The following is a 13,472-nucleotide window of genomic DNA, read 5'->3' on the forward strand; positions in this document are numbered from 1 at the left end:
AATAACCTCGATTAAATTGTTTGTGAATATTCGACTTCGTAATTAAAGCTTCCCCAAGGTCATGAGCTCAAGTCTGGCAACACGCTCTTCCATGGGGGGATGAGTAGAGAAGAGCTTGAGCATTGATCCGCCGGTCAGTGGATTGACAATAAACATGTGCGAGGTCGCGGGGGTCGCCTCAGTCATAGGTACCGCCTGTGCGCCCATCTGTAACTTGCGCAGGGCATTGGCCAGGGCCATAGGGTTGCCGCAAATCCTTGCTCCTGAGGCGTCTGCCAGGTATTCACGGGAGCGGGAGACCGCCATCTGGATCAGCATGGCCGCCACAGGCGCAATAAATGCGAGAGCCAGGCTCCCGAACAGATTGCCGCCACTCTCTTCGTCATTGTTGCCACCGCCAAAGATAGCCGCCCATTGCAGCATGTTTCCAAGCATTGCAATGGCCCCGGCAAAAGTCGCTGCGATCGTGCCAATCAAGGTGTCTCGATTCTGCACATGAGCTAACTCATGGGCCATCACTCCTTCAAGTTCTTCATCCGAAAGAAGGCGCATAATCCCTTCTGTCGCTGCGACAGCTGCATTTTCGGGGTTGCGGCCGGTAGCAAAAGCATTCGGCCCATCGGAAGGAATAATGTAAACCTTCGGCATCGGCATATTCGCCTGCCGGGCAAGCCGGCTTACCATATTGTAAAAAGATGGATTCTCAGACTCAGAAACTTCCTTGGCCTTGTACATCTTGAGGACAAGTTTGTCCGAGTACCAGTAAGAGAAAAAGTTCATGCCGCCGGCAATGAGAAAGGCTATGATCATGCCGGTTTTACCACCGATAGCGCTGCCCATGACGACGAGCAGCAGGGTGAGACAGGTGAGTAGAAAAGTGGTCTTGAGAGTGTTCATTTCATTCATCTCCATACGCATTGGTTGCGCCGAAGCCATAAGAAAAGTCTTTTGATTTAGTGGATATAGCCAGTAAACATCCCCCTCAAGAGAGAAGGACGCTTGTTGTTCAATTGTGGATTAAGTCAGAAATCAGGGCGAAACCATATTTGAAGGTGTGAACCTTCCGACGGTTTCAAGAGAAGGGTGAATCAATTGAGGAGGACAACTGTCCGATGAGCAAGAAGAGTTTGTGACATTTTCGTCGGCGGTTTCGGTGCAAGGTTGCCAACAACCAGCTTTACACTTGTGGCAGCGGTGAGCGGGAAGTCATTTGAGATTGTAGCAATAGTGGCGGCAGCTGGAATTCTTTTGGTTCGTTTTGAGAAAACAGTCGAGCCCTGCTGTGTAGGGCAGTCGGAACATGAACCCTGCTGTTCATCACCTAATTGATGGATAGCAGGGGCATCATGACTATCATCATGGTTGTTTATTAGATCATCAGTGCAGTAACACGTTTCCACGGTGGTGTTGACTCTTTGTGACCTTTCACCGCCCGCACACTCAGTACAACCAAATACATTCGCCGCTGTACTTGTTGCCAGAAATGCCGAAATGAGGAGTAGAGCTATTATCTTTTGGAATTTCAGTCGCATAATTTTCAAATTAACACAACTAATCTCAAGGATGCAATGGGGTGGGGTTTCGGGTGAGCAGTAAAACCCTCTTCATTCTCCCTCCCCCTTAACGAGACCGAAAAAGCCACTCGCTAATCTAAGGTTAGCTTGTGATTATAAATCAACACTCTCGCGAAATTTTTACTGACCCGGTGCCTTTAAATGGGTGACACAGGTGGCCTATCAAATAAGAATGATTTACCAAGTTAGAGCTTTGAACAGGACATAATCTTACACTGAGCGTCATATCAAATTTGAAATACTACACGTTATATTCCAGGAAAAGCTCAATGTTATCGGCCAACTGGATCTTCCTGTTGACCTCCACAATAAGCTCTCTGTGGGCGAATCATTTTAGTCACATCAGGGCTCTTGCCCTTAACCAGCTTCGACTCTATACTGCACTATCTAGAAGCGGGACTAACTCCCGCTTTCCTCTAAACCATACCCTCTGGAGATGTTGAATGTCTGAACAATGGTGGCACGTACTCTTTGCCGGAAGTTTTGCGGGCGCCGCAACCTTTGCCGGGATGTCTCTGGTTCTGCTCAAAGAGAATTGGAGCCGTCGTCATTCTTCGTCTCTGGTTTCTTTCTCGGCCGGTGTTCTGCTCGGTGTCGGGGTTTTACACATCCTTCCGGAAGCCATGGAGATGACCGTAAAAGCCCCTCTCTTCATTCTGCTGGCCTTCGTGCTCTTCTACTTCTTTGAACACCACCTGTTGATCCATGCCGGCCATGAAGAGCAGCACCACGTCAACCTGGAGGTCGCCGATTGCCATGGTGACTGTTGCACCCGCCCTCACCCGATGGGTTGGGTTGCCTTTATCGGCATGGGTCTTCATTCGGTGATCGACGGCATGATTATCGGTACTGGTTTTGAAGTCGGACACGATCTCGGTTTACTTGCCGCGCTTGGCGTTATCGCTCACGAAGTTCCGGAGGGGATTGCCATGATCGCAATCCTGCTGCACTACGGTTGGCATCGTAAGAAGGCGATTCAACTCACCTCCTTTGTTGCCCTGGCAACACCTGGAGCGGCGGTCCTGACCTTTGCACTGGTCAACAATCTATCCCAGTCGGTCCTCGGCGCCCTACTTGCAACGGCAGGCGGCTCCTTCATCTATATCGCGGCTTCCGATCTGATCCCGGAATCTCATCGCAGTCGCGGCTTCTCTGCCACACTGGCCCTCTGTGGCGGCATTCTGCTCGCCTGGACCGCTGGCTTTCTTGCCCATTAGGACGGAGTTTGGAGACTGGAGGCTAGGGGCTGGCTTGGATTTAAGATTAGTGCATTTGCCAGGCCCCAACCCCTAGCCTCCAGCCTCCGCCTCTAAGCACAATCAGAAGGATCGCCGGTTAACTTGGCCAAGGCATGGGGTAAAGCCGGCAACACGGTTTCCAGATTCTCTCTGGCCGCCTTGGGGCTTCCCGGAAGATTGACAATCATCGTCTGTTTACGTACACCTACAATGGCACGAGACATCATCGCGTGAGGCGTCTTCTTCAGGCTTTGCATGCGCATGGCTTCCGCCATACCAGGAATTTCGTAATCAATCGCCTTTAAAGTAGCCTGGGGCGTCACATCACGTGGGCTCAAGCCTGTGCCGCCGGTGGTTACGATAAGGTCTAATTTTTCCTGATCCGTCCATGCAATCAGCAGAGTGGCAATCGATGCAAGGTCATCAGGCAGGATGGCAACATCAACCACTTCACCAACAGGCGCCAGAAGTTCTTCGACTACAGGGCCACTCTCATCAATTCTCTGGCCCTTGGAGCCCTTGTCTGAAAGGGTCAGCACTCCAATACGGAATGGCCTATGCGCACTCATGGACTCTCCTGCTTGCCAACAGACTCAAGGATTTCCAGACTATCGCCAGTCTTCACCGGACCACCGTTAATGACAGTGGCAAAGACACCTTCCTTCGGCATGACACAATCACCAGCTTGATGATAGATAGCACAACGATCGTGGCATTCCTTGCCGATCTGAGTCATTTCCAACAAGACGGAATCACCGACACGCAAGCGAGTTCCGACCGGCAGAGTATAGAGGTTCACCCCCTGGGTTGTCAGGTTCTCGGCAAAATCACCGGGGCCCACATCGAGCCCTGCCGCTCGCATCTTATCGATACTCTCGATAGCCAGCAGACTGACCTGACGATGCCAATCGCCACCGTGGGCGTCACCGACCAAGCCGAAACCTTCCAGTAACTCTGCCTGTCCAACATCGGTTTTGCGCTCACCTTTTTCCTTGCTGGTACAGACAGCAACGATCTGTTGACTTATCTTTTTCATTTATCCACCAGATTTCTTGATTCGAAAGGCTAATTCTTTACGAACTGCATTGGATACAATGTTTGTGAGTTGTTTGCTTTTCGCCAACTCCTTAAGGTCTTTCATGGTCAGAAAACTGACAAATCGCAGAGCTTTCGGTGGCGGTGTTTTGGGATGCGCCAACAAGGCTTTTTTAATTTCGTAATTCTTCACCCAGTCTTTATTGAGAAGAATTATGCGAATCAAATCATCGCTGGAAGTCTTGGCCTTGGCCACCATGAGGACTTCACCATCACTGATCCTGGGGTTTTTCATGACAGCGCCCTGAATCAGTTTGTTCGATTGTTTCATCATGATGGAGCGCCATTCCTTGTCGCCAGTCAGCCCCATCTTGATTTTTTCAGAAACCGTGAGATCCATGGCAATCTGATATTTCGACAGGCCTTCACGATCGGCCTCTTCCATCAGGGCCTCGATTTCAGTCTGGCTACGACCAGCCTCATCAGTCTCTTCGTCGCCCTCAGAATCCTCCTGGGGCGGTTCCTGTTTTGTGCTCTCTTCCGGATCCTGCCAACCCAGTTTGAATTTTAAAGCCTTTTCTGCTGCAGAGTTAGCAATAATCGCTTCAACGATTTCTGGATTCTCATAAAGCATATTCTGGTGACCAGCCAAGCGCTCCAGAACATCGGCACCAGCCTTTTGAGCAAGATAGAGCAGGGTTTTCACAGTGACAGCAGGGTGCATGATAACAGCTCCCATTAAATCGCTATCAGCCATCCGGGCTCTTACCATCAATTCAAGCAACTGCGGGTGCAGGCTCTCATCCTTACAGAGTGGAGACAGGATCGTCGCCGGAAGCTCACGTAAAGTCTTGACCGCCGATTTTTTGATCTCAGCGTCAACGCTACGGCAAAGGAAGAAAAGAACGGTAAGGAGATCCTTCCCTGCAAGGGGGAGAGCCCCCCGCGCTGCCGCCAGTTGGGCATCGCGGGGGGCCCCCGGTTTGACAATCCGTGCAACCTCAGGAGAGACTTTTAAACGCACGGTCCTGGATTCAGATTGTGACATAAATCAATACAACTCCATCACTTGGTCTTTACAACAGTCGCCTTCACTCCAGCCTTTGCAACAACGCTAGCGGCCTCTGCAGCATCCTCTTGGCTGGCAAAGCTGCCGAAGCGGACGCGACTCAAGGTTCTGACGACTTGTACCGGCTCAGATTTGACCTGGACCCCTTCAGCGAGGAAGCGCTTTTTAATCTTCTCCAGGTTATTCGTCTTAAGGAACGTGCCGGCATAGATCACGTAGCCATCACCTGCAGGGACGCTGTAGGAGCCAGGTTCAACCTCACGGGCAAAGGCCAGCGAAGCCTGGACGTCTTCTTTGCTGTGAGTTCCGAGACGCAGGCGCGTCATATTAATCGTAGCATCTACAGGAGTCACCAACGGCTGATATCCGAGCTTTTCAAGCTTTGCAACCAAAGTCTTCCTGTTTGACTCCAGTAGATAGGAACCGGCATCCAGCGCATAGGCATCATCTGCTACCTGCTTAGGTGCTGCGACAGATTTCGGTGCCGCCACTGACTTAGCCACTTCGACAGGCTTTGTCACGACCATTGTCTTGACGGCAGGAGTCTCTGCAGTCTTGACAGGGGGAGCCTTGGGGGCTTTTTCTGTGACAGTTGGAGCAGGTTTTATTGGAACTGACGCGGGAACCGGTGCCGGTACCGCAACAGACGTCTGTGCAGGCTTGGCAGGCTCTTGTTTAGGCTTCTCTACAGGAGCAGCTTTAGCTGCTGCCGCAGCAGGATTAGCTTCTGTCTTGGTAACGGCTGGCGCAGGTGGCGGAGGCACGGCAACACTCACCGGTTTCTCTTCTTGCGGGGCTGCTTTCTTTGCAGGGGTCTCGGCAGGTGGTGGCGGTGGCGGCACAGCGACTACTTTGGCCGGTGTTTCTACAGGCATCTTCACGGTCGGTACGGAAGGCGTTGAGCTGCCCAGGCCCATAAAATAATAAGCACCTCCAGCGACAACGATGACCAGTAAAAGCACCATCAACAGAGTGCGGCTTCTTGAACCACCGCTTTTCTCCTGTGGCTCAGGGACGAAATCGACTGGGTCGTCAATTTCCACCTCGTTTTCAGGAAACCCGGCATTTAAGTTGTCGCCGAAGAGATCTTCATCACCTAAAAAGCTGCCCTCATCGTCCTTCGCTGTATCAAGTTCAGACTGTAGATCCTGCTCAGGATCCGAATCCTCCTCTTCAGTATCGAAGAAAAGTCCTTCGCTGCCTTTGTCGGACTCCTCAGTATCCGCCTGCTCGCCGAGGCTGGTTCCCGGAAGGTCTTCTTCCATATCAAAGAAGATTTCACCACCGCCGGCATCCGCTTCTTGGGGTTTTTCCTTCTTCGTTATACTGCATTCGGGACTCTCATCCTCATCTTCAAACGTGAACTGATCCTTGTCAGACATAAATTACCTCCCGTTCTGCTACTCAACCATTGATGAGAAACATGGTTCTTAAGCAGACGTCAATCTTCGCTGTTCAATTCTGCCAGAAGTTTAGCCATCAGGTGAGATGGCACCTCTTCGTAATGCGTGAATTCCATGGTAAAAAGCCCGCGATCAGAGGTCATGGAACGGAGGACCGGAGCGTACTTCAGGACTTCCGACATCGGCACCTGAGCCTTAACCAACTGACTGCTTCCCTGGGGCTCCATACCTAGGACTTTGCCACGACGGGAGTTCATATCGCCGATAACCTCACCGACACACTCGTCAGGTACGGTAATCTCCATCTCCATGACTGGCTCGAGAAGAACCGGAGTCGCAGCTTCAAGGGCCTTCTTGAACGCCATCGAGCCCGCTATCTTGAATGCCATCTCCGAGGAGTCCACCGAATGGTGAGAACCATCGAACAGAGTGACCTGAACATCCTGAACAGGATATCCCGCCAGAGGCCCCTTGCCTATTGACTCAAGAATTCCCTTGTCGACAGCAGGGATAAACTGCCGCGGAATCACACCACCGACGATCTTATCAACAAATTCGTAACCTGCGCCTCTTTCAAGGGGCTTAACCTTAATTGAAACGTCAGCAAACTGCCCTTTGCCACCCGACTGTTTCTTGTGTCGATAAGACTGCTCGACTGATTTTTTGATGGCCTCACGATAGGGGACTTTCGGCTCCTTGAGGAGAACGTCAACACCGAACTTGCGCTTAAGTTTTTCAACCGCAACCTCAACATGTACCTGGCCCATGCCTGAGATGATCATCTCCTTGGTTTCAGCGTCGCGCTGCAACTGCAAGGCGGGGTCTTCTTCCGTCAGCTTTGAAAGCCCGCTAAAAATCTTCTCTTCATCACCCTTGCTCTTCGCCTCCAGAGCAAATGAGATGACCGGCTTCATGCTCATCGGGCATTCGTAGACGATCGGCTTATTCGCGTCGCACAGAGTGTCACCAGTCGTGGTCTCTTTCAATTTGGCGACCGCAACAATATCACCGGCCACAGCTTCGCTGACGGCTTTTTGCTTTTTGCCCTCAGGCAACAGGATCTGACCAAGGCGCTCGCTACAATCCTTGTTTGGATTAAACACTGAACTGTCGGACTTGACTGTTCCTGAATAAACACGGAACAGGTTCAACTTGCCAGTAAAGGGGTCGCTGACAGTTTTGAAGACCATCGCCGAGAAAGGCTCGTTAGGGTCAGGGCGACGCTCTTCCGGCTCATTATTCTTGGGGTTCGTGCCGTACTGGATGCCTTTATCAATAGGCGAAGGCATGCAGAGGACGATATAATCAAGGAGCTGACGAATACCGATATTGGCCGTAGCGCTGCCGCAGAAAACCGGGGTAAAGACACCGGTCAGAGTTCCCTCACGCAAACCACGCAGGACCTCTGCTTCGGAGAGTTCCTCTGTTTCGAGGTATTTCTCCATCAGCTCATCATCGGCTTCGGCACAGGCTTCCATCAACATCACATGCAGACGTTCGGCTTCAGCCTGATAATCTTCAGGGATATCGCCCTCGTCGTAGGTGCCCTTTTCATCGAACTTGAAAAGCCGCGCCTTCATGGTGATCAGGTCGATAACCCCTTTAAAATTGTCTTCTTCACCGATCGGCATATTAACAGCAACGGGGCGGCACCCCAAGGTTGTCTCCATGTCGTCAACAGCCTTGAGGTAATCAGAACGCTCCCGATCAAGTTTATTGATAAAGGCAATGCGGGGGACCTCAAACTCTTCAGCCCACTTCCAGAGCGTCTGGGTTTGAGCTTTAACGCCGTCAACGGCGGAAACCAGCAGCACAGCTCCACCAAGGACACGCATGCAGCCGCGCGTATCATGCAGGAAATTTGTATAACCGGGAGTATCTACAATATGCAGTTCATGGCCGTTCCATTCGCAATGATGCAGCTTCGATGAGATCGTGATCTTTCGCTTGGTTTCTTCGGGCTCAAAATCCATGTTCGAGGAGCCATCGTCAACTTTACCGAGGCGATCGGTCATCCCGGTGTTGAACAACATAGCTTCGACCAGGGAGGTCTTGCCCGCATCCCCTTGTCCGACGATGCCCAGATTCCTCAACTTTTCAGTTTCGAACTTTGCCATGATCTCTCCTTTCAATGTTCCTCATGATTTCCAATAGTCAGATAATCGTAATGATTTTCAGATTATTAAATGACCACTAAGCGACATGGTTGCGTTCATAAATGATCCGCAAGCCTTCCAGGGTGAGACTGTTATCCACTTCATCAATGGTCTGGCTGTATGGTGCAATCAGCGTCGCCAGTCCCCCGGTCGCCATGACATGGGGTTTTTCGCGCGACTCCTGCTTCATGCGACCGACAATACCATCCACCAGACCGACATAACCGTAGAATAAACCGGACTGCATGCTGTTGACTGTGTTCTTGGCGATAACTTGTGGCGGGCAAACGATTTCAACCCGGGGCAGTTTACTGGCCCTTTCGTACAAAGCCTCTGCAGAGATACTCAGGCCCGGAGCTATCGCCCCTCCCTGGTACTCACCACGACAGGAGATGTAATCAAAAGTTGTCGCCGTACCGAAATCCACAACGATCAGACTGGCTTGCTGTTTTGCGTAGGCGGCCACCGCATTAACGATACGATCGGCACCAACCTCTCGGGGGTTGTCATACTGAATCGGCATGCCGGTCTTGATTCCGGGGCCAACCACCAGCGGCTTCAGCTTGAAATAATTATCGCACAGGGTCTCCAGAGTGTTCAGCAACGGTGGAACGACACAGGAGATAATAACATTTGAGACGTCAGGAAAATGTAAGCCACTGAGGCTGAACAGCTCATGTACGACCATCGCCCATTCATCTGCGGTACGCGCTTTATCAGTGGTTAAGCGCCAACTGCGTGCAAGCTCCTTATCCTTGTACAGGCCAAGCACGGTGTTGGTATTACCGACATCTATAACGAGTAGCATCAAAAACCTCGTAAAGCGGTACGCGGTACGCGGTACGCGGAAAATTCAAAACCCAAAATACAGACAAATTGCTTCATCAATCGTTCCCCGTCCCGCGTCACTCGTCCTGGTTTCTAAAGCGGTCGCACGTCCCCTGCATAAATGCTCTCTATCTTACCAGCCGAAGTTCGAACCAGCAATGCGCCATCATCGCCAAGGCCGACCATGGTGCCTTCAATCAACAGATTATTGCAATCCACCTGCACCCGTTTACCGGTCAGGTCGCAGAGCTCTGTCCAGGCAGTGAAAACAGGGGCACTTCCCTCTCCCAGATAGAGCTGGTAAAGAGCGTCCAGCTCCTGCAACAGGGAACGGGTAAAGGCCAACCGGGAAACAGCTTTGCCGGAGGCAATGGCAAGCGACGTGGCAGGGTAACGCAGATCTTCCGGGAACTGTTCGGCGCGCATGTTCAGATTAACGCCAATACCGAGAACGACATAATTAACCTGGTCGGTCTCAGAACTCATCTCATTGAGGAGGCCTGCGACCTTGGCTCCATTCAGGAGAATATCGTTGGGCCATTTAACCGTTGGCTGCAGGCCGGTACAGTTTTTAATTGCACGACAGACGGCCACAGCAGATAGAAAAGTCAGTTTTGGGGCTTCAAAAGGCAGAACAGGAGGGCGCAGTAAAATCGAGGCGTAAAGGTTGACGCCACCGGGTGATTCCCACTGGCGGCCCATCCGACCCTTGCCCGAGGTTTGACGGTCAGCAATCACCACCAGCCCGTCGTCGGCTCCTTCATCACCAAGGCGACTGGCCTGAAGGTTGGTGGAATCCGCCTCGTCAAGCGAGATGATACGGGACCCGACCAGCTGGCATTCGAGACCGGACTGAATGGCTTCCGGCATTAGGACATCGGGAGACTGCTGCAATTGGTACCCTCGTGAAGGAATCGCTTCAATCTGGTAACCTGCCTGGCGAAGGTTGCGAATGTGCTTCCAGACCGCCGTACGCGAAACACCCAACTCATCACTGATCCTTTCACCAGAGACAAAACCGTCTGGCGTCTGGCGGAAAAGTGAGAGGATGGCTTCACGTGGGGCTGGTGTTTTCATCAATAGTTAGGTTCACGCCCTAATGTTTAAGTAAACAACATGGAGATATCAACGGACCGATAAGAGTGCGTCAGTGCGCCGACAGAAATCAAGCGGACGCCGGTCTCGGCAATAGCCCTGACACTTTCCAGGTTGACCCCCCCGGAGGCTTCCGTGATGGCGCGATCGCCAACCAGCTCGACGGCCGCAGACAATTCGTCAAGAGACATGTTGTCGAGGAGCAGGATATCTGCACCAGCGGCCAAAGCTTCTGCCACCTCCTCCTGATTGCGAACCTCGACTTCGATTTTCTGGGTGTGCGGCACACGCTGTTGAGCGCGACTAACCGCGGCAGTAATCCCCCCGGCAGCGGCGACATGATTCTCCTTGATCAGAACAGCATCATAAAGGGCCATGCGGTGGTTACCGCCACCACCCATGCGTACCGAGTACTTTTCCAGGACCCTTAGCCCAGGTGTGGTTTTCCGCGTATCCACAACAACCGCGCGGGTTCCTGCAACCTCTTTCGCAAACGCAGCGGTGAGAGTGGCTACCCCGCACATACGCTGCAGAAGGTTTAACGCAACACGCTCGCCTTGCAGAAGAACGGAGGCATCACCTTTAATCCAGGCCAGAACATCGCCGCGTTTTACCGATTGACCGTCGTTCATAAGTTTTTCAAATGCTGTCTCTGCAGAAAGCAGTTGAAAGACTCGTTGCGCAACATCAATGCCGGCCAGAACGAAATCTTCCTTGGCGACCAGTTCTGCGCTTGCCTGGGTACCAGGCGTTATCGTTGCCAGCGTGGTGACATCCCCGGTACCGATATCTTCTTCAAGAGCACGGCGTAGAATAGGATCGAGTATAAATGAGTTCATAAATTATGTTTCCTGCGGGCCGGCAAAGGTGAAACTTCTTCGTCTCCTCGCGGAAACTCTGAATGTCGCGATTTAGTCTTAAGGTGTATTTTTATAACATATTGAAACTTTTACAAGCAACTGAAAAGCCTGTAACCATGCCTATTTCCAAGCTTTACATTTATCTTGAAATCGCCAACAATGGGAGCTATTGAAAATTTGCAGATTTCTATACAACCCTAAGGAGCTGCTCGTGAAATTTTACTTCAAATTCAGTCTGTTTCTGGTGATGATCGCAACTCTCTCAGCATGTGTCAGTCAAACCGAGCACCAGCAGAAGCTGGACGAAAACCATTATCTCCAATCAGTTATCAAGAGCCTTGAAGGCGATTACGAGAGCCTTAAAGAAGACAAAAACCATTTGGTTGATCGCAATGATAGCCTGAATCAGCGTTTGCTCGAAGCCATCGAGCGCAACAAACGCCTCCAGGAAGACCTCATGCGGGCACGCGCTGACCTGGACCGGGTAGAGAAGGTTCTGGCCAGCCGCAGCGCCGAAGCCGGGGCCGCCATGGCCGAGATGCGCCAGGAGATCGATCGGCTGACCGAAGGGAGCAGTGAGCTACAGCAGCAACTGGAAGTTGAGCGCCTCGAACGCGAAGCCAGGCTTGCCGAGGTGCAGGGCACCTACGATGAACTGGTGGGGAAACTCGAAGAAGAGATCCAGCGTGGTGAGGTTAAAATCTCCGAGCTCAAGGGAAAACTGACTGTTAACGTGGTCGACAAAATCCTCTTCGACTCAGGTAAGGCCGTCCTCAAGCCCGCAGGAATCAATGTTTTGCAACAGATCGGCGACATCCTCAAAGTTGCCGCCGACAAGGATATCCAGGTTGAAGGTCATACCGACAACGTACCGATCAGCGGCACTCTCGCTCAAAAGTTCCCGAGTAACTGGGAGCTCTCCACGGCAAGGGCGACCACGGTTCTGCATTTCCTCCAGGAGAAGGCAGCCATCTCCGGAGAAAGGCTCTCCGCAGTCGGCTATGGAGAGTACCGCCCGGTCGCCAGCAACGGAACAGCCCAGGGACGAGCCTTGAATCGGCGTATTCAGATTGTTCTGACGGCAAGCAAGGACCGCTGAAACGGGCTCATAAGATTAACGGACTGATAACCCAAACAAAGGGTTCAAGGACTTAACGCAAAGTCGCGAAGGGACGAGAAAGGCTGCAAAGAAAACCACTTCAAAAAGCGAGCATAGTCACTGACTATCGCCATGCGCGGCACAGCGGGTGTCTTGACCAGGTATTCTACCGCCCTTATAGGGTGCTGCCCTTCTGTTACAATGTCAGATATCTATTCTGAACCTGGAGGAAATGATGGAACAAGAGGTGGAAACAATCCAGCAGGTCTACAACGTCGTCGTTGAATTCATCATCAATTACAGCTTCCAGATACTGGGAGCCATTATCATATTGACCATTGGCTCCAAACTGGCGAGTTGGTTCGGCCGTTTGGTCACCGGGCTGTGCGAAAAAAGGAATATAGACATCACCCTCGCGCGCTTTCTCGGCAGCGTTGTCAAGATCCTGACACTGACTTTTGTGGTCATTATTGCTATCGGTAAGTTTGGCATTTCAATCGCACCGTTCATCGCGGCTCTTGGTGCCCTGGCTTTTGGCACCAGCTTTGCCATCGCAGGACCGGTCTCCAACTATGGCGCCGGACTTGTGATCATCTTGTCCCGGCCATTTGTGATCGGCAACACGATCACGATTGGCGGCGTAAGCGGAGTCGTTGATGAGATTCACCTGGCCGTAACAATTCTCTCCACAGAAGATGACGAAATAATCACGATCCCAAACAAGCATATTGTCGGAGAAATTCTATCGAATTCATTCGCTAACAAAATTGTCGAAGGGACGGTCGGGATCAGCTATCAGGATGATCCGGAGAAAGCGATAGAAGCGATACAAACGGCGCTTCTGGGGATTGAAGATGTATGCAGTGAACCGCCCCCGCAAGTCGGCATCGAAGCCTTCGGAGACTCCTCAATTGATTTGGGGATGCGTTACTGGGTACCGACCAAGAAGTATTTCCAGACCCTCTATCGTGGGAACATGGCTGCTTATAAGGCATTGGAGAGCGCAGGCATCACGATTCCATTCCCGCAAAGGGATGTCCATCTGAAGCAGAAAGCCACCGGATAGCTATCAATACAAGGCTGACAATGTAAGAACAAAAAAGCGGAGGCCCCAA

The 13,472-nt window shown here is 51.7% G+C and carries 13 protein-coding genes; 3 read left to right on the top strand and 10 right to left on the bottom strand.

Annotated elements, in window-relative coordinates:
• Positions 1-42: 42 nt before the first annotated feature.
• Positions 43-897 carry a zinc metalloprotease HtpX gene (gene htpX / locus P9J64_15795; protein ID MDG5469785.1) on the bottom strand — a complete coding sequence of 285 codons (855 nt, stop codon included), beginning with the start codon at positions 895-897 and terminating at the stop codon, positions 43-45.
• Positions 898-1,088: 191 nt separating this feature from the next.
• Complete coding sequence (locus P9J64_15800; GenBank protein ID MDG5469786.1) at positions 1,089-1,532, bottom strand: hypothetical protein; 444 nt, start codon at positions 1,530-1,532, stop codon at positions 1,089-1,091.
• Positions 1,533-2,017: 485 nt separating this feature from the next.
• On the opposite strand from P9J64_15800, the gene P9J64_15805 reads away from it, so the two are divergent.
• Entirely contained in the window at positions 2,018-2,791 is a 774-nt protein-coding gene (locus P9J64_15805; GenBank protein ID MDG5469787.1) for a ZIP family metal transporter, read from the top strand.
• Positions 2,792-2,883: 92 nt separating this feature from the next.
• Here the strand turns inward: P9J64_15805 and P9J64_15810 are convergent, their stop codons facing one another.
• The 8 genes from P9J64_15810 to nadC all read right to left on the bottom strand — a co-directional run bounded on the left by P9J64_15810 (position 2,884) and on the right by nadC (position 11,237).
• Positions 2,884-3,381, bottom strand: coding sequence for a MogA/MoaB family molybdenum cofactor biosynthesis protein (locus P9J64_15810; GenBank protein MDG5469788.1), 498 nt, complete (start codon positions 3,379-3,381; stop codon positions 2,884-2,886).
• Positions 3,378-3,848: an MOSC domain-containing protein gene (locus P9J64_15815; GenBank protein ID MDG5469789.1), complete on the bottom strand. Its 471-nt coding sequence runs from the start codon at positions 3,846-3,848 to the stop codon at positions 3,378-3,380. The genes P9J64_15810 and P9J64_15815 overlap by 4 nt, the downstream gene beginning before the upstream one ends.
• A complete protein-coding gene (locus P9J64_15820; GenBank protein MDG5469790.1) occupies positions 3,849-4,895 on the bottom strand; it encodes a hypothetical protein in 1,047 nt (348 codons plus the stop codon).
• Between the two features lie 17 nt (positions 4,896-4,912).
• A complete protein-coding gene (locus P9J64_15825) occupies positions 4,913-6,298 on the bottom strand; it encodes an SPOR domain-containing protein (protein ID MDG5469791.1) in 1,386 nt (461 codons plus the stop codon).
• Between the two features lie 59 nt (positions 6,299-6,357).
• Positions 6,358-8,436 carry an elongation factor G gene (gene fusA / locus P9J64_15830; GenBank protein ID MDG5469792.1) on the bottom strand — a complete coding sequence of 693 codons (2,079 nt, stop codon included), beginning with the start codon at positions 8,434-8,436 and terminating at the stop codon, positions 6,358-6,360.
• 76 nt (positions 8,437-8,512) lie between these two features.
• Positions 8,513-9,283: a type III pantothenate kinase gene (locus P9J64_15835; GenBank protein ID MDG5469793.1), complete on the bottom strand. Its 771-nt coding sequence runs from the start codon at positions 9,281-9,283 to the stop codon at positions 8,513-8,515.
• A gap of 113 nt (positions 9,284-9,396) precedes the next feature.
• The gene (locus P9J64_15840; protein MDG5469794.1) at positions 9,397-10,380 is read right to left on the bottom strand and encodes a biotin--[acetyl-CoA-carboxylase] ligase; all 984 of its coding nucleotides are present in this window, start codon (positions 10,378-10,380) and stop codon (positions 9,397-9,399) included.
• 26 nt (positions 10,381-10,406) lie between these two features.
• The gene (gene nadC / locus P9J64_15845; GenBank protein ID MDG5469795.1) at positions 10,407-11,237 is read right to left on the bottom strand and encodes a carboxylating nicotinate-nucleotide diphosphorylase; all 831 of its coding nucleotides are present in this window, start codon (positions 11,235-11,237) and stop codon (positions 10,407-10,409) included.
• 232 nt (positions 11,238-11,469) lie between these two features.
• On the opposite strand from nadC, the gene P9J64_15850 reads away from it, so the two are divergent.
• Both P9J64_15850 and P9J64_15855 read left to right on the top strand, forming a co-directional pair.
• Positions 11,470-12,357 carry an OmpA family protein gene (locus tag P9J64_15850; protein ID MDG5469796.1) on the top strand — a complete coding sequence of 296 codons (888 nt, stop codon included), beginning with the start codon at positions 11,470-11,472 and terminating at the stop codon, positions 12,355-12,357.
• A gap of 232 nt (positions 12,358-12,589) precedes the next feature.
• Entirely contained in the window at positions 12,590-13,423 is an 834-nt protein-coding gene (locus P9J64_15855; GenBank protein ID MDG5469797.1) for a mechanosensitive ion channel family protein, read from the top strand.
• The last annotated feature ends 49 nt before the right edge of the window (positions 13,424-13,472 follow it).

Source organism: Deltaproteobacteria bacterium IMCC39524, from assembly GCA_029667085.1.
Lineage (GTDB): Bacteria > Desulfobacterota > Desulfuromonadia > Desulfuromonadales > BM103 > M0040.